Origin of the sequence: Amycolatopsis sp. CA-230715 (assembly GCF_018736145.1) — a bacterium.
In the GTDB taxonomy this organism is placed as follows: Bacteria; Actinomycetota; Actinomycetes; order Mycobacteriales; family Pseudonocardiaceae; genus Amycolatopsis.
Genome location: NZ_CP059997.1, coordinates 9,684,547 through 9,701,780 on the forward strand (window position 1 = coordinate 9,684,547; position 17,234 = coordinate 9,701,780).

The following is a 17,234-nucleotide window of genomic DNA, read 5'->3' on the forward strand; positions in this document are numbered from 1 at the left end:
TGCCATCGCAAATTTAGAGGGCCCAGGGGGCCCTGCGACCGACTGCACGCTTCCGCCGCGCGGGGCGCGTCGGATCGCCGGGTGCGTGGCTGGGTTGGGAGTGGCCGGGCCTTCGGCCCGGACCTCGCGGCACTCGGATGTGTAGGCGGGCGAGTGGATTTCCAGGTGCGCCAGCGGCTTTAGCGGGCGGCGGAGGGGATCGGATCGGCTGGGGTGCTGTGTCGCGTGGCGACGGGGCGTACGGCGCCGAGCCGGTAGCCGACGCCGTGCACGGTCAGCACGACCGTCCTGCCGAGCTTGCGCCGCAGGTGGTAGACGTAAGTGTCCACAATGGACTTCGACTGGGTGCCGGGGAAGATCAGCTCGTGCAGGCTCGCGCGCGAGAACACGCGCTGCGGCTCCCGGCACAGCGCGGCCAGCAGCGCGCACTCCTGCTTCGTCAGCGGCACCTGCCCGCCGTCGGGAAGGGCGACCGCCCGGCTGCGGAGGTCGATCCGCGCCGCGTCCAGCCGGAGCGTGTCCTGCGCGCCCCCGTTCCGCCGCCGCAGCGCGCGAACCCTCGCCAGCAGCTCGGCGACGTCGAACGGGGCACCGAGGCAGTCGTCCGCGCCCGCGTGCAGGCCCTCGACCCGGTCACGGACGGTCGCGCACGAGGTCAGCATGATCGACGGCGCGGACGCGCCGGCCGACCGGAGCCTGCCGACCAGCTCCAACCCGGTGAGCACCGGCAACCCGCGATCGATGACCGCGACGTCGAACCGCCGCGACAGCGCCAGTTCCAGCCCCCGGTAGCCGTCGTGCGCCTGCGCGACCTCGTATCCGTTGCGGGAGAACAGGTTCGCCAGCACACCAGCGGCGCGGCGGTCACCGTTGACCACCAGCACCCCGGCCGGCGCCCCGCGTCCGCCCACCGTCGCCACCCCTTCTCCCCCGAGTGCCCTCACCTTCACCACCGAGACCGGCTCCATCGCTTCCCATCTCCCACCTCAGCGCGATCGGAGGCAGCTCGACGGGGCCCGTCCGACACCGGCCCCGCCCGCGCCTGCTGGCACTTCTGGTATCAGCTCAGTCACGCTATCGATGCAGTTGATTCTTCAACCAGCGTTGGAACCTGTCGATTTCCTATCGGGGTTCGTTGACGCCGCACCGAAGATCCACAGGACCTTCTTCGACGGCCGGACGGCCCATCCCCCGGCGGCGGATGGCGGTGTGCGGCGGGCAAGATGTGGGCATGGCCGCGAATCGTCCGAAGGTGATCGGACTACTGGGTGGGATGAGCTGGGAGAGCAGCGCCGAGTACTACCGGCTGCTCAACGAACTCGTGCGCGATCGGCTCGGCGGGCTGCACTCCGCACGCTGCGTCCTCGCCTCGCTGGACTTCGCCGAGGTGGAACGGCTGCAGGTCGCCGGGCGCTGGGACGAGGCGGGCGTACTACTGGCGGAAGCCGCCGCGGGACTGGAAAAAGCGGGCGCGGAGCTCCTGCTGATCTGCACCAACACGATGCACAAGGTGGCAGACACCGTGCAGGCGAACGTCGGGATTCCGTTGCTGCACCTCGCCGACGCCACCGCCGACGCGGTGACCGGGCATGGGCTGGCCTCGGTCGGGCTACTCGGCACGGCGTTCACCATGGAGCAGGACTTCTACCGCGATCGCCTCGCCGGGCACGGGTTGCGCGTGCTCGTCCCGCCCGAGGAGGACCGGCTGACCGTGCACCGGATCATCTACGACGAGCTGTGCCTCGGCGTGGTGCGAGAAGAATCGCGCCAGTCCTACCGGGACGTGATCGGCAGGCTCGTGCGAGCGGGCGCGGAGGGAATCATCCTCGGCTGCACCGAAATCGAGCTGCTGATCTCCGCCGAGGACAGCCCGGTGCCCGTGTTTCCCACCACCCGGTTGCACGCCGAAGCGGCGGTCACCCGCTCGCTCGCCCCCTGACCGTCACGGGCGGGAACCGGTGACGGTGCGGTCCAGCAACGAGACCGCTTCGTGGACGCGCCGCAACGCCGGGGCCGGGACTCCGGTGAGCTCGGCCAGTTCGACCACCGCCCCGATGATCGCGTCGATCTCCAGCGGTTTCCCCGCTTCGAGGTCCTGCAGCATCGAGGTCCTGTGGTGCCCGACGCGGCGCGCGCCGTCGATGCGCTTGGCCACCGACACCGCGGGGTCGCTGCCGGTCGCACGGGCGATCGCGAGCGCCTCGGTCATCATCGCGGCCACCAGCTCGCGGGTCTCGTCGTGCTCGCACATCTCCGCCATGGTGGCCCTCGTCAACGCGGACAACGGGTTGAACGCCACGTTGCCCATCAGCTTGACCCAGATGTCGTTGCGCAGAGCCGATTCCACCGGCGCCTTCAACCCGCCCGCGATCATCGCCGCGCTCAACGCCCGGCACCGCGCGGAAATCTCGCCGTCCGGCTCGCCGAGGGAAAACCGCGTGCCTTCGAGGTGCCGGATCACCCCGGGCTCCTCGACGACCGTGGAGCAGTAGACGACGCAGCCGACGGCCCGCCGCGTTTCGAGCACCGCGCTGACCGCGCCGCCGGGATCGACCGCTTCGACCCGGCGGCCTTCGAGCGCGTGCCCGGTCAGCCCGTGGAAGTACCACCACGGGATCCCGTTCTGCGCGGCGACCACCGCGGTCTCCGGCCCGAGCAGCGGGGCGAGCAGGGGCCCGCACGTCGCGTAGGAATTCGCCTTCAGGCCGAGGAAGACGTAGTCGGCTTCGCCCACCTCGGCGGGATCGCCGGTGACGTGCGGGTGCGCGGTGAAGTCGCCACGCGGGCTGAACACCCGCACGTCGTGCGCGCGCATCGCCCGCAGGTGCGCTCCCCTGGCGATCAGGTGGACCTCGGCACCGCCGCGGTGCAGCGCGGCTCCGACGTAGGCGCCGATCGCGCCCGCTCCGAGAACAGCGACCTTCATGACGCGCCCTCCCAGGTCATCCTTGATTGCATACAGTATACCGAGTGTCATTCAGAAGCCAGGCCTGGTCGATCCGAGGCTCCGACACCACCCGGACAGACCACCCGAGCGCGACAAATGGTGCACGGCGGGTCACGCACCCTGCCCGGAGTTGCGCCAGCTCGGGACAAACGGGCACTCCCGCGTGTGATTTTGGGATTTTGCATACCAAAACCTGTATCCTGGAACGAGATCCGCCGCCCCTTTCACCCTTTGTCGAGGTGTCCCGTGAGCCAGCCCGTTTCCCCCTTGCCCGAACGCGGCCCGTCCGGGCGCCGCACGGCCAAAGGTCTGCTCGGGTCGACCGCGGCCAAGCGCGTCGAAAGACCCGCCCCGCTGCGCCAGGTCGTGTACGAAGCGCTCGCCGAGCTGATCATCAACCGCACGCTCGAACCGGGACAGCACCTGGTCGAAGCCGATCTCGCGGAGTACCTCGGCGTGAGCAGGCAGCCGGTGCGAGAAGCGCTCCAGCGACTGCAAAGCGAGGGCTGGGTCGATCTGCGCCCCGCACAGGGCGCGTTCGTGCACATGCCGACCGACGAAGAGGCCGATCAACTGCTGAGCGTGCGCGGCGTGCTGGAAACGCATTCCGCCCGCCTCGCCGCGGCACGCGCGAGCGAAAGCGACGTCGAGCGCCTGTGGGAACTGCAAAACGTCGGCGTGACCGCGTTGGAGGCCCAGGACACCGAAGGGCTCGTCGAGGCCAACGCGGCGCTGCACGGGTTCATCACCGAACTGTCCGGGAACGCGGTGCTCGCCGAGCTGATCGGGCTCGTCGACCGGCGCGTCCGCTGGTACTACACGCCGATCGCCCGGCCGAGGGGGCAGGACGCCTGGCACGAGCACGAGGAGCTGATCAAGGCGATCGCGGCCAAGGACGTCCCCACGGCCGAGCAGATCATGGCGAAGCACACCGAGCGGACGAGGAAGGCCTACCATGAACGCCCGGATGCGCCCCAGCCGTGAGTGCACACGGCCAGGGCGCCTCCCCGGCGGCCGGGGTCAGCCGCCCGCGGTCGCGGGCGGCCGCGCCACCAGCCCGATTTCGGCGGGCTGGTGGCGCTCCCGGCCTGGCTGGCGCAGGAACAGCGTCAGCACCGCGGAGAGCAGTGCGATGGATCCGGCGAGAACGTAGGCACCGGTGTAGCCCCACGCGCTGATCACGCCGGCGGCGACCCCGCCGCCGCCGACCCCGCCGACGAGTTTCGCGCTGTAGACCAGTCCGTAGTTCGAGGCGTTGTTGTTCTCCCCGAAGTAATCCGGTACCAGTGCCGCGAACAACGGGTAGAAGGCGCCGCCGCCGAACCCGTTCACGAAGGCGAAAACCATGAACAGCACGAGGTTGTGCGTGTTCCCGGCGTAGAGCAGACCGAACTGGCCGATGGCGGCGATCACCAGCACCGCGGTGAGCGTCTGCCGCCGCCCGATCTTGTCCGAGACCCAGCCGACGACGGCCCGGCCGGTGCCGTTGACGATGGAGAGCACCCCCGCCGACGACGCCGCGACGAACGCGCCGAAATGGCTCTCGCCCGCGAAGTCGACCTGGAAGTTGATCCCGAACAGCGATACGCCGCCGATGATCACCAGCGACACCCACATGAGCGGGAGCATGCCGGTCCTGATCGCCTCCATCGGCGTGTACTGCTTCACCGCGGGCGGGTTCTTCGCCAGGCCCGCGGCACCGGACCTGTTGCGCGCCCAGGAAATCGGGTCGACCTCCTTCGGCCACCAGCTCTTCGGCGGGTCCTTGAACAGGAACCCGCAGACGCCGACGAGGACCAGCATGTACAGGCCGACGCTGTCGAGCATCACGGTGACGTTCCCCGGTCCGAGCAGCGCGCTGAACAGGTAGATGAACGGCACCGAGCCGTAGGCGAAGCCGCCGTTCACGAACCCGGTGCGCGCGCCGCGCTTTTCCGGGTACCACTTGCCGACCATGTTGATGCAGGTCGCGTACACCAGTCCGGCGCCGGTGCCACCGATGACCGAGTAGCCGATGATCGCCAGCACCATGTTCCCGGTGTGCGCGATGGTGAAGTACCCGATCCCCGAGCAGACCGCGCCGACCAGCATGGCCGTCCGCGCCGACACGACGTTCTTTTCCCGCAGTCTGCCGGCCGGGAACGCGATGCCCGCTTGGAAAACGGCCCAGCCGCTGGCCAGCCAGCCGATATCGGAAATGGTCCAGCCGTACTTCGCCGACAGTGTTTCGGTGACGGCGCCCCATCCGTATTCGAAGACGCTGACCGCCATCATGGCCACCCAGGGCAGCCACATCATCCAACCGCGCGAGCGCCCCATGAGGTCGTGCGGGGTCTCGCCGGTCCGGTATATCCGTCCGTTCTCGTCAACGATCTCCTGGTAGGTCGCTGCGGTTGCGGTCATAGGAGTTCTCTTTCGTCATCATTGACTGCAAGTCCTCGTTAGTGGTGTTCCGCGCGGCACGACCGCTCGTACCCGCGCCACCCCCTGCTTCCGCCCCTGTTCCTTTTCGGACCGTCAAGTGTCGGGCAACATACGCCTCCTCACCCGAAATCGGAAACGATCACCGGGCTCAGAGCAGCCCGGCCGCCCGCGCCCACCGGTATTTCGCACCGAGGACCGCAACCGGTTTCTCGGTCGTGTACGGATAAGCCACAACACCGTTTTCGTAGAGCAGCGCGCTGGCTTCTTCGACCTCCACGTCGCCGGAAAGGGAGGCGACGACGGGTTTACGGATGCCCTTGGCGCGGTATTCGGCGACCACTTCGGACACCAGTTCCGCGAACACCATCGGCGGGGTGACGATGGTGTGCCAGTACCCGAGCACCAACGCGTGCACGCGGTCGTCGGCGAGGCCGAGCGCGATGGTGTTCCGGTAGGTCGACGGCGGTTCGCCACCGGTGATGTCGACCGGGTTCCCCGCCGCGCCGAACGGCGGGATGAACTCGCGGAACGCCGCGTCCAGATCGGGCGGGATGGTCATCAGGTCGAGGCCGTTGTCCACGCAGGCGTCCGACAGCAGCACGCCGGAGCCGCCCGCGCCGGTGATGATCACGACGTTCTCCCCCGCGGGCGTCGGCAGGAGCGGGATGCCGCGCGCGTACTCCAGCATGTCGTTGAGCCCCGGCGCCCTGAGCACGCCGCTCTGCCGCAGGATGTCGTCGTAGACCCGGTCGTCACCGGCCAGCGCGCCGGTGTGCGAGCCCGCCGCCTTCGCGCCCTGCGCGGTCCTGCCCGCCTTCAGCACGACCACCGGTTTGCGGGCCGAAACCCGTTTCGCCGTCTCCGCGAAAGCCCTGCCGTCCTTGAGATCCTCCAGGTGCATCGCGACCAGTTCGGTGTGCTCGTCGTGTTCGAAGAAGGTGAGCAGGTCGTCCTCGTCGATATCCGCCTTGTTCCCGACACCGACGATCGCGGACACGCCCATCTTCGCCGACCGGCTGAACCCGAGTATCGCCATCCCGATTCCGCCGCTCTGCGAAGTCAGCGCGACACCGCCCTTGACGTCGTAGGGGGTGCAGAACGTCGCGGACAGGTTTTCCGGTGTGTAGTAGTAGCCGTAGATGTTCGGCCCGAGCACGCGCATTCCGTGGCGCCGCGCGATCGCGACGACCTCGTCCTGCAACGCGACGTTCCCCGTTTCCCCGAAACCGGACGGGATCAGGATCGCGCCGGCCACACCCTTTTCGCCCGCTTCGGTCAAGGCCGCCGGGACGAATTTCGCCGGAATGGCGAACACGGCGACGTCGACCTCGCCCGGTACGTCGCCGATGCTCGCGTACGCCTTGCGGTCGAGTATCTCGTCCGCTTTCGGGTTGATCGGGTGGATCTCCCCCGCGTAGCCGCCGTCGACCAGGTTCCGCATGACCGAGTTGCCGATCTTCCCCGCCTCGGCGGACGCCCCGATCACCGCTATCGAGGCCGGTTTCATGATCCGGTTCATCGCGGTCAGGATCTCGTCCTGGGTGAACCGGGACGGTTCCTCCGCCGCGTCGGCGTCCACCAGCATCCGGACGTCGACCGCGGTCGCGCCCGATGCCGTCGCCAGCACCGGGTTCAGGTCCACTTCGGACAGTTGGGGGAAGTCCGTGACGAGCGCGCCGAGCCGGTGGATGATCCCGGCGAGCGCGTCGCGGTCCACCGGTTCCGCACCGCGCACCCCGCGCAGCACGGCGGCCGCGCCGATGCCGTCGAGCATCGACAGCGCCTCTTCCTCGCTGGTCGGGGCGAGCCGGAAGGTGATGTCCTTCAACACCTCCACGAGCACCCCGCCGAGTCCGAACGCGACGATCTTGCCGAACGTCGGATCGGTGACCGAGCCGATGATCACCTCCTGGCCGCCGGTGAGCATCGCCTGGACCTGCACGCCGAGAATCTCCGCGCCGGGGTCGTAGGCCCTCGCGTTGGCGACGATGGTCCGGAACCCTTCCGAAACCCGGTCGAGCGAGTCGAGGCCGACGAGCACTCCCCCGGCTTCGGTCTTGTGCACGATGTCCGGTGACACGATCTTCAGCACCACCGGGAGGCCGATGTCGTCAGCGTGCTTCATCGCTTCGCCGAAGGTGGTGGCGAGGCGTTCGACCGGTGTCGCGATCCCGTAGGCCTCGCACACCAGCCTGCCCTCCGGGGCGGTCAGCGAGGACCTGCCCTCGGCCGCCGCGCTGTCCAGTATCCGCTGGACGAGTTCCTTGTCCGGCATGGCTTTCTCAGTCCCGTCTCTAGATGACGCCCGCGGCGCGGAGGTTTTCGAGTTGCTCGGGGGTGTAGCCGAGGTCGCCGAGGACCTCGTCGTTGTGCTCGCCGAGCAGCGGTGACCGCTCGACCTCCACCGGGGAGTCCGACAGCTTCAGCGGGCAGCCGACGGTCTTGAAGCTGCCCCGCTCCGGATGCGGCACCTCGACCACGGAACCGAGTTCGGCGAGCGTTTCGTCCTCGATCAGCTCCTTCGTCGACAGGATCGGCCCGCACGGGATGTCACGGGCGTTGAGCGCCTCCATCACTTCCCACTTGGTGTGCCTTTCCGTCCACTCCTCGACGAGCGCGAACGCCTTGTCCAGTTTGGACAGCCGGACCTCCGGGGTCGCCCATGCCGGATCGCTGGCGAGTTCCGGTTTTCCGATCAGTTCGGTGAGCGGTCCCCAGCCCACCGGCTGGATGATCACGTAGATGTAGTCGTTGGGCCCGCCCGGCGCGCATTTCACCGCCCAGCCGGGCTGGCCGCCACCGGAGGCGTTGCCGGAGCGCGGCACCTCGTCGCCGAAGTTGTCGTTCGGGTACTCCTGCAGCGGGCCGTGCGCCAGCCGCTGCTGGTCGCGCAGCTTCACCCGGCACAGGTTGAGCACCGCGTCCTGCATGGCGACCTGCACGCGCTGACCGCGCCCGGTGCTCGTGCGCTGGTACAGCGCGGCGAGTATCGCGGCCACCAGGTGGATCCCGGTGCCCGAGTCGCCGATCTGCGCGCCGGTCGCGGTCGGTGGCCCGTCCTCGAAACCGGTGGTGCTCATCGCGCCGCCCATCGCCTGCGCGATCACTTCGTAGGCCTTGAAACCGGAGTAGCGACCGAGGCCGAAGCCCTTGATCGAGGCGTAGACCAGCCGGGGGTTCAGCTCGGCGAGCCGCTCCCACGGATAGCCGAAGCGGTCCACGACGCCCGGTCCGAAGTTCTCCACCAGGACGTCCACTGTGGACACCAGTTTTTCGAAGACCTCCTTGCCCTCCGCGCTCTTCATGTTCAACGTGATGCTGCGCTTGTTGGAGTTCAGCATCGTGAAGTACAGGCTGTCCGCCCCCGGCACGTCCCGGAGCTGCCCACGCGTGATGTCACCGCGGCCGGGGGTCTCCAGCTTGATCACGTCCGCGCCGAGCCAGGCCAGTATCTGGGTCGACGACGGGCCGGACTGCACGTGCGTCATGTCGAGTACGCGAACGCCTTCGAGTGCCTTGCCCATGACTGCCTCCGCTCACTTGTACATGGTCTGGTTCATGGTTCCCGGCGCGTACGCGTCCGGGTCGACCCACACGTTGATCAGCGACGGCTTGCCGGACTCCCGTGCGCGCAGCAGCGCGGGTCCGATGTCCGCCGGATCGCGCACCTCTTCGCCGTAGCCGCCGAGCATCCGCGCGAACTCGTCGTAGGGAACGTCCCCGAGCGTGTTGCCGACGCGCTGGCGCCCTTGGCCGTACTTCTGCGCCTGCCCGTAGCGGATCTGGTTCATCGACGAGTTGTTCCCGACGATCCCGACGAACGGGAGGTCGAACCGAACCAGCGTCTCGAAGTCCCATCCGGTGAGGCTGAACGCGCCGTCGCCGAACAGCGCGACGACCTCCTTGTCCGGCCGGGCGTGCTTCGCGGCCAGCACGAACGGGATCCCGACGCCGAGTGTCCCGAGTGGACCGGGGTCCATCCAATGCCCCGGCGCCTTCGGCTGCACGACCTGACCGGAGAAGGTGACGATGTCCCCGCCGTCGCCGATGTAGATCGAGTCCTCGGTGAGGAATTCGTTGATCTCGTGCACCAGCCGGTATGGGTGGATGGGCGAGGCGTCGGAATGCTGCTGCGGCAGCCGCTTCTGCTTCGCCTTCTCCTCCACCGCCCGCAGTTCCTCGAGCCAGGGCTTCCGCGAGACGGCCCCGTTGTCCGTTCGTCCCGACGCGGCTTCGGCGACGGCGGCCAGCACCTGTCCGGCGTCGCCGACGATGCCGAGGTCGATGTCGCGGTTCTTGCCGACGGTGCGGTAGTCGAGGTCGACCTGCACCACGGTCGCGTCGGGCGAGAGCCGCTTGCCGTAGCCCATCCGGAAGTCGAACGGCGTGCCCACGATGACGATCACGTCGGCGTTGTCGAAGGCGTACCGCCGCGAAAGCTGGAAGTGGTGCTGGTCGCCGGGTGGCAGGGTGCCGCGCCCGGCGCCGTTCATGTAGGCCGGGATGTTCAGCGCGCGCACCAGGTCGACGGCCTGCTCGGTGGCGCGCGTGGTCCAGACCTGGCTACCCAGCAGGATCGCCGGTTTCTTCGCGTGCACCAGCAGATCGGCGAGCCGCTCGACGTCGGCGGGATCGCCCGCGTTGCGGGTGGAGGCGCGGTACCGCCCCGCTTCCGGGACACGGGCGGTGGACACCGGCACCTTCGCGTCGAGCACGTCGCGCGGAATCTCCAAAAAGGACGGTCCAGGCGCGCCGTGGTACGCCTCGCGGAACGCCATCGACACCAGGTCGGCGACCCGCGCGGTGTGCGGCACGGTGGCGGCGAACTTCGTGATCGGCGCCATCATGTCCACGTGCGGGAGGTCCTGCAGCGAGCCCATCTTGTGCTGCGTCAGCGCGCCCTGCCCGCCGATCAGCAGCATCGGGCTCTCCGCGCGCAGCGCGTTGGCCACGCCGGTCACGGCGTCGGTCGTACCCGGCCCCGCGGTGACCACCGCGCAGCCCGGCTTGCCGGTGATCCTGGCGTACCCGTCCGCCGCGTGCGCGGCGACCTGCTCGTGGCGGACGTCGATGACCTCGATGCCCTCGTCGACGCAGCCGTCGTAGATGTCGATGATGTGCCCGCCGCACAGGGTGAAGATCGTGTCGACGCCTTCGGCCTTCAGCGCCTTCGCCACCAGGTGCCCGCCGGAGACGACCGGCTCCGTTTCGGTCGCGGGCGGTGCCGTCTCGCCGTCCTCGGTGGTCCCGGTCGTGGTCAGCGCCATTGCTCAACTCCTTTGGTCCGCGCCGGACCTCTCTGATCCGAGCGCTCCACTCGCCGGCAGCGCGCCTGCCGTCCCCGTACACCGAGGTCAGCGGCCCTCAACGCGGCAGACTGTAGATTGCATACCGTATGGGGTAGGCATATAGTCACCCTTCGAGAAGCCCGTGTCCAGGGCCACAACCAGGCTTTTTTCCCGGCGGCGGGGATCGGCCAGGCATGTCCGGGACACGGGTGCTTCCTGCCATCCGGCGTGCGGGCGGACAGCCCGCATTTCGCTGTGGCAAAGGGAAAACCGCACGCCCCCGGGAGGACGACGGATGGACCTTCGACAGCTCTCCGCGGTGGTCGCGGTCGCCGAGGAAGGCGGGTTCACCGCCGCCGCGCACCGCCTGCGCACCGGTCAGTCCACGGTGTCCACCGTGGTCAGGGCACTGGAACGGGATCTCGGCACACCGCTGTTCCAGCGCACCACCCACCGCGTCGCGCTGACCCCGGCCGGAGAGGCGTTCATCCCCGCCGCGCGAGCGGCACTGGAAGCCGTCGAGCGGGCACGGGCCGCCGTCGAAGCCCCCGCCACGGACGGCACGGTCGTACTCGGTGTCCGCCAAGGGGTGCTGGTCGACCTGGCCCGTGTCCTCGCCACGCTCAGGCTGGCACGGCCCCGGTTGCGCGTCGAGGTGCGCCAGCTCGCGGGTGACGCGCTGGCCCGCGCCCTCGACCAGTCCACTGTGGACATCGCACTGACCGTGCCGGACACCGCGTTCGACGGCATGGTCACCCGGCCGCTGCACAAGGAGGAACTGGTCGTGGTCACCGCGTCCGGCGCGGGCGCCCCCGCGCGAAGCGATCTGACCGGACTGTCGCTTGTGGACTTCCCGGCGGGCTGGGCGATCCGCGCCGCGGTTGAGGAGGCGTTTCCCGGCCGGGCCGTCTCGATCGAGGTGGACGACCTCGCGACGGCGACGGCGCTGGTCCGCGACGGGGTGGCCGCCTGCGTGCTCCCCGCGTCGACCGCGGAGCGGTTCCCCGATCTCACCGCGCGCCGGTTCGACCCGCCGCTGTCGTGGCGGCTCGCCGCCGCGCACCGGCCGGACCTCCCACCGGCCGCGGCGGCGGTCGTCGCGCACCTTGCCTGAGCACCGTCATGCCGACGGCAGCAACGAGCGCGGCCTTCCCGGCTGCGCGAGCCGTCCGGTCAGCAGGGCACCGGCGATGCTGAGCACGCCGGCGGCCGCGAACGCGGTCAGATAGCCGTGCGTGGCGACCACGAGCGCCGCCAGCCCGATCCCGAACAGGGCCCCCACCGCCTTCGCGGTGTAGAGGAGCCCGAAGTTCTGCGGCACGGACTCCTCACCGAAGTACTCGCGGACCAAACCGGCCAGCAGCGCGTAGCAGCACCCGTTGCCGAGGCCCGCCAGCGCGACCCCAGCCAGCACACCGGCCGGGTGCCCGTGGTCGCCCGAGTAGTACAGGGTGAACTGCGCGATCCCGCCCGCGGCCAGTGCCAGGCGCAGGACCCGGCGCCTGCCCAGCCGGTCCGACAGCCAGCCCAGCAGCACGCGGCCGCCACCGGTCACCCCGGCCAGCACCGCCAGCGCGGCCGCGGCGAGCCCCGTGCCACCACGCGCGGCGACGAACGTCGCGACGTAGCCGAGGTCGAACAGCAGCACGGCGGCGGCCAGCGCGACGACGAGGTACAGCGAGCGCGTGACCGGGCAGCGGAGGAGTTCGGACGGCCGGTAGTGCCGGATCGCCGGGTTCCGGTTGTGCGCCTTGTCCAACGCCCAGGCACGCGGCTCCGGGGTCTCCGGCCACCAATGCCGGGGCGGGAACCGCAGCAGCGCCCCGCATCCCGCGATCACGAGCAGTGTCACCGCGGCGGTGCCGTCGAGCAGGAGCGCCCGCTCCCCCGGCACCGCGTTCACCAGCAGCACGAAAGGCACGCTCCCGCAAGCGAAAGCCCCGCTCACCACGCCGACACGCGCGGAGGTGCGGTCGGGGAACCAGGCGAGCACCGCGCCGACGCAGGTGGCGTAGACCAGTCCGGTACCGAGTCCGCCGAGGACCGAGTAGCCGACGAACACGGCGGCGAGGCCACTCGCGTGGCCGAGGGTGACCAGCCCCGCCGCACACAGCACCGCGCCGGTCGTCATCGCCGCCGCCGGGGGCAGGATCCCGCGCTCCCGCAGCCACGCGGCCGGGAACACCACCCCCGCCTGGCAGATCGCCCACACCGCCAGTGAGGGCACGATTTCACCGAAGGTCCAGCCGTGCACCCGGGTGAGCACCGGCGCGAGCACGCCGAAGCCGTACTGCTGCACACCCGCCGCGAACATCGCGGCCGCGGCGAGCCAGGCCATCCAGGCGCGGGGGCGGCCGAGCAGCTCGAGATCGGTCTCCCCGACCCGGTACCGCCGCCCGTAGACGTCCTGGAGCTCACGGATCTCGGACATCCCCGCCTCCTTCTTTGTAGACTGTATGCAGTATGGAATCGTCTCAGTGTGCTCCCGTCCTGCCGCGATGTCCACCACTCGCCCCCGCGGCACCGGAACCAGCGCGGCGGATTGCACCGGAGGGACCGATTGCGAGCGCACCGGTGAATCACCGATCGGCCACCGATCCGCGCGGCGTGAAACTATTGGCCCACTTCCCCGCGAACGGGCACCTGTTAGCCTTTCCTGGTGCGCGCGGCCGGGCCGATTCACCTCGGCTCACGGACCGTTTTCGCCGATCGCGGGCGCTCACCCGGACGGCGGGAAACACCACCCGCACGCCGAGCACAACTACATGCCGTGACCTGCGTCCGAAACCGCCGCTGGAACGGCGGCCGCGGCGCTGGTGCAGACGGGCGATTGGGCCGGTAAGGGGAGACGTGCTGTCAGGAAGCCCGCGAGGTGGCATCACCAGGGTGGCCTTCGGCGAGGCGCTGCGGCAGCGGCGGACCAGCCGTGGCCTTTCGCTGACCGAACTGTCCCGCCTTGCCAACTACAGCAAGGGTTATCTCAGCAAGGTCGAAACCGGGGAAAAGCCGGTGACCTTCGCGATCGCCCAGGCCTGCGACGTCGCGCTCGAAGCCGACGGAAAACTGCTCGACCTGGTCAGGGGAACCATTCGGGAACAGTTTTCGCTCCGCCCGTCGCAATTACCCGCCGAAACCGCCGGATTCGTCGGCCGCCGCACCGAGAAGAACAGGCTCGACGAATTCAGGGCCGGTGGCGCGGCCGTCGTCACCATCAGCGGTGCGCCCGGTGTCGGGAAAACCGCGCTCGCCGTGCACTGGGCGCACAGCATGCGCGCCCGTTTTCCCGGCGGCACGCTTTTCGCCAACCTGCGCGGGTACGACCCGCAGAACAAACCGGTATCCGCCGAAGACGTGCTCGATTATTTTCTGCGCGCACTCAACATCCCCGCGGAAATAATCCCGAACTCGCTCGAAGGCAGGGCGTCGCTGTTCCGCACCCGCCTCGACCGGCGCGGCGTGCTCGTCGTGCTGGACAACGCCATCTCCGCCGATCAGGTGCGGCCGCTGCTGCCCAGCTCCCCGGACTGCCTCGTGGTGGTGACCTCGCGGGCTTCGCTGTCGGGGCTCGTCGCCAGGGAGGGCGCGCGGCGGCTGGTCCTCGACGCGCTGCCGAGACCGGAAGCGGTGGCGCTGCTGCGGCACGGCATCGGCGATGACCGGGCCCGTGCCGAGGCGACCGCGGTGGACGTGCTCGCGAACCAGTGCGCCTGCCACCCGCTCGCGCTGCGGATCGCCGCGGAGCGCGCGGGCAGCAGGCCGCACCTGCGGTTGTCCGATCTGGTCCGCGATCTCGACGACGAGCGGGACCGGCTGGACGTCCTGACCGTCACCGACGACGCGAGCACCGCGGTGCGGACCGTGTTCTCGTGGTCCTACCGCGCGCTGCCCGAGGACACCGCGCGGTTGTTCCGGCTGCTCGGCCTGCACGTGGGCCCCGAGTTCAGCACCGGCGCCGCGGCCGCGCTGCTCGGCGACTCGCCGAGGGCGGCGGGCCGGCTGCTCACCCAGCTCAGCAGCGTGCACCTGATCGCGGAATGCGGACCGGACCGGTTCCGCTTCCACGACCTCGTGCGGTTGTACGCGCGCGAGCAGGCGGCGGCGCGCGAAACCGCCGAATCACGGGAGGCCGCGGTGCGGCGGCTCGTGACGTGGTACCTCCGCTCGGCCGCCGCCGCGACCGGTTTCCTCGCCCCGCCATGGCATCCGCCGTTGACCGCCGCGCTGGACGACCCGCTCCACCCTGCCGCGTTCACCAGCTACCGCGACGCGCTGACCTGGTGCGAAACCGAGTGCGAGAACGTGGTCGCCGCGACGCGGCAGGCCTACGAGCACGGGCTGGACGATCTCGCCTGGAAGCTGCCGATCGTGCTGTGGGACTACTTCCACGTCGGCAAGCGCTGGACGCTGTGGATCGAGTCGCACGAGATCGCGCTCGCCGCGAGCGTGCGCACCGGCGACCGGCGCGCCGAGGCGTGGGCGCGGCTGAACCTCGGGCTCGCCCACACCGATCTGCGGCGGTTCGACAAGTCGTTCGAGTACCTGCAAGCCGCGTTCGCCATGCGCGAGGAACAGGGCGACGACTGGGGCAGGGCCTGGGTCGACTACGCGCTCGGCATCGCCTCGCACGCGGTCGCCCGCCACGACACCGCAGGCGAGCACTACCGCCGCGCACTGTCCTATTTCGACGGTTCGGGCGACCTGCTCGGCCAGGCGCTGTGCCTCGCCGGGCTCGCGGATCTCTCCAGGGAGCGCGGAGCGCTGACCACCGCGCTGGACGAGTTGAGCCGATCGGTGACGATGTTCCGCGAGCTTCGCGACCGCCACGGCGAGGGCTACGCGGGCACGAAGCTCGCCGCCGTGCTCCGCGAAGCGGGGCAGTCCGAGCGTGCGCTCGAGTACGTCCGCGAGTCGGTGACGATCAGCAGGCAGGCGGGCGACCACCAGGGCGAGGCGCTCGCGCTCGACAGCCTCGCCGCGGTGCTCGACGATCTCGGCGAGCACGACGAAGCACTCGATTCCCGCCGCCAGGCGGTCGAAATCCTCGAGGCGCTCGGCGATCCGCGCACCGAGGACGTGCTCGCCAGGTACGCCGCGATGACCGATCCCGAGCCGGACTGACGAAGGAGACATCAGATGGCCGACTTCGGCGTGGCCGACGGGGAAGTGCGCACCGACGGCGAAGCCCTCGACGCGGCGGCGCGCGACTTCGGTGGGCACGTCAGCCGGAAGCCCGCGGCGGTCGTCCGCCCCGGTTCGGTCGACGACGTCGTCGCGGTGGTGCGCTGGGCTGGCGAGCACGGGATGCCGGTGAGCGCGCGCGGCGCGGGGCATTCGATGAACGGCCAGGCACAGGTCGACGGCGGTGTCGTGCTCGACATGCGGTCGCTGAACCAGGTGCGCGAAATCGGCGAAGACCGCGTGACCGTCGACGCGGGCGCCTTGTGGAGCGAGGTCGCGGCGGCGACGATCGCGCGCGGCCTGACCCCGCCGGTGTTCACCGACTACCTCGAGACCACGGTCGGCGGAACGCTGTCGGTCGGCGGCGTCGGCGGGACCACCCACCGGCACGGCGCGCAGACCGACACCGTGCTCGACCTGACGGTGGTCACCGGCACCGGCGAGGTCGTCACCTGTTCGGCGGAGCGGAATCCCGGCCTGTTCGACGCGGTGCGCGCCGGGCTGGGGCAGGCGGGCATCGTGGTCGGTGCCACGATCAAAGCGCAGCCCGCGCGCGGGAAGGCGCGGTGCTTCCGGCTCCCCCACACCGATCTGCGGGCGTTCACCGCGGACCAGCGGCGGCTCGTCCTCGAAGGCCGGTTCGACTACATCGAAGGGTTCGCCGGGTTCACCGAGGACGGCACGCTCGCCTACCAGGTGGAGGCCGCCGCGTTCGCCGACTCACTGTCCGATGTGGACAACGAGGAGCTGGTGCGCGGGCTCGCGCACGACCGCGACGCCGTCGAAGTCACCGATACGAGCTACGCCGAGTTCCTCGACCGCCTCGCGCCGGGTGTGGCGCTTCGCAAGGAAACCGCCGAATGGGGCCTGCCGCATCCGTGGCTCAACGTGTTCGTGCCGGACTCCGCCGCCGACGGGTTCATCGAGACCGTGCTGGCCGAACTGACCCCCGCCGATCTGGAGAACTTCGGCCTCGTCCTGACCTATCCGCTGCGCCGCGAACTGCTCACCACACCGCTGCTGCGGGTACCGGACGAGCCGCTGGTGTTCCTGTTCGCGCTGCTGGTGACCGCGGATCCCGGTGACGACACCGCGATCGGCCGAATGGCCGAACGCAACCGGCGCCTGTACGAGTACGTTCTCCGGGTGGGTGGCACGCTCTACCCGATCGGCCCGCCATCGCTCGACCCGCACCAGTGGGCCGCGCACTACGGTGCCCTGTGGCCGCGGGTCGAGGCGGCGAAGGCCGAGCACGATCCGCGCGGCGTCCTCACCCCCCGCCCCGGGCTGTGGCGGACCCAGCCGATCACGCGCTGAGATCGGCCCCGAACTGGCTGTTTCCCAAGAGGCGACGGGCAACGCTCGACAGCGCGCGCGGTCACTGCGGATAGTGAGAC

12 protein-coding genes are annotated in these 17,234 nt (G+C 70.0%); 5 read left to right on the top strand and 7 right to left on the bottom strand.

Annotated features, from left to right (window positions below; translation table 11 throughout):
- Positions 1-179: 179 nt before the first annotated feature.
- Positions 180-953 carry a response regulator transcription factor gene (locus tag HUW46_RS44715; protein WP_254125575.1) on the bottom strand — a complete coding sequence of 258 codons (774 nt, stop codon included), beginning with the start codon at positions 951-953 and terminating at the stop codon, positions 180-182.
- Between the two features lie 278 nt (positions 954-1,231).
- On the opposite strand from HUW46_RS44715, the gene HUW46_RS44720 reads away from it, so the two are divergent.
- Complete coding sequence (locus HUW46_RS44720) at positions 1,232-1,939, top strand: aspartate/glutamate racemase family protein (RefSeq protein ID WP_215544690.1); 708 nt, start codon at positions 1,232-1,234, stop codon at positions 1,937-1,939.
- Between the two features lie 3 nt (positions 1,940-1,942).
- On the opposite strand, the gene HUW46_RS44725 is transcribed toward HUW46_RS44720, so the two are convergent.
- Positions 1,943-2,926 (bottom strand): 2-dehydropantoate 2-reductase, encoded by a 984-nt coding sequence (locus tag HUW46_RS44725; RefSeq protein WP_215544691.1) that lies wholly within the window; start codon positions 2,924-2,926, stop codon positions 1,943-1,945.
- 267 nt (positions 2,927-3,193) lie between these two features.
- Here HUW46_RS44725 and HUW46_RS44730 point away from each other — a divergent pair, with 267 nt between their 5' ends.
- Complete coding sequence (locus HUW46_RS44730) at positions 3,194-3,931, top strand: GntR family transcriptional regulator (protein WP_215544692.1); 738 nt, start codon at positions 3,194-3,196, stop codon at positions 3,929-3,931.
- A gap of 36 nt (positions 3,932-3,967) precedes the next feature.
- On the opposite strand, the gene HUW46_RS44735 is transcribed toward HUW46_RS44730, so the two are convergent.
- The 4 genes from HUW46_RS44735 to HUW46_RS44750 form a co-directional block, all read right to left on the bottom strand.
- Positions 3,968-5,350: an OFA family MFS transporter gene (locus HUW46_RS44735; RefSeq protein WP_215544693.1), complete on the bottom strand. Its 1,383-nt coding sequence runs from the start codon at positions 5,348-5,350 to the stop codon at positions 3,968-3,970.
- Positions 5,351-5,519: 169 nt separating this feature from the next.
- Positions 5,520-7,646, bottom strand: coding sequence for an acetate--CoA ligase family protein (locus HUW46_RS44740; RefSeq protein WP_215544694.1), 2,127 nt, complete (start codon positions 7,644-7,646; stop codon positions 5,520-5,522).
- A 19-nt stretch (positions 7,647-7,665) separates the two neighbouring features.
- Complete coding sequence (gene frc, locus HUW46_RS44745) at positions 7,666-8,895, bottom strand: formyl-CoA transferase (RefSeq protein ID WP_215544695.1); 1,230 nt, start codon at positions 8,893-8,895, stop codon at positions 7,666-7,668.
- A 12-nt stretch (positions 8,896-8,907) separates the two neighbouring features.
- The gene (locus HUW46_RS44750) at positions 8,908-10,638 is read right to left on the bottom strand and encodes a thiamine pyrophosphate-binding protein (RefSeq protein ID WP_215544696.1); all 1,731 of its coding nucleotides are present in this window, start codon (positions 10,636-10,638) and stop codon (positions 8,908-8,910) included.
- Positions 10,639-10,954: 316 nt separating this feature from the next.
- Here HUW46_RS44750 and HUW46_RS44755 point away from each other — a divergent pair, with 316 nt between their 5' ends.
- A complete protein-coding gene (locus tag HUW46_RS44755) occupies positions 10,955-11,773 on the top strand; it encodes a LysR family transcriptional regulator (RefSeq protein WP_215544697.1) in 819 nt (272 codons plus the stop codon).
- Between the two features lie 6 nt (positions 11,774-11,779).
- Here the strand turns inward: HUW46_RS44755 and HUW46_RS44760 are convergent, their stop codons facing one another.
- On the bottom strand, positions 11,780-13,090 hold the full coding sequence (locus HUW46_RS44760) for an OFA family MFS transporter (RefSeq protein ID WP_215544698.1): 1,311 nt from the start codon (positions 13,088-13,090) through the stop codon (positions 11,780-11,782).
- A gap of 419 nt (positions 13,091-13,509) precedes the next feature.
- Here HUW46_RS44760 and HUW46_RS44775 point away from each other — a divergent pair, with 419 nt between their 5' ends.
- Together HUW46_RS44775 and HUW46_RS44780 are read left to right on the top strand one after the other, a co-directional pair.
- Entirely contained in the window at positions 13,510-15,777 is a 2,268-nt protein-coding gene (locus tag HUW46_RS44775; RefSeq protein ID WP_254125576.1) for an ATP-binding protein, read from the top strand.
- A 15-nt stretch (positions 15,778-15,792) separates the two neighbouring features.
- Complete coding sequence (locus HUW46_RS44780; RefSeq protein ID WP_215544700.1) at positions 15,793-17,154, top strand: FAD-binding protein; 1,362 nt, start codon at positions 15,793-15,795, stop codon at positions 17,152-17,154.
- Positions 17,155-17,234 lie beyond the last annotated feature (80 nt).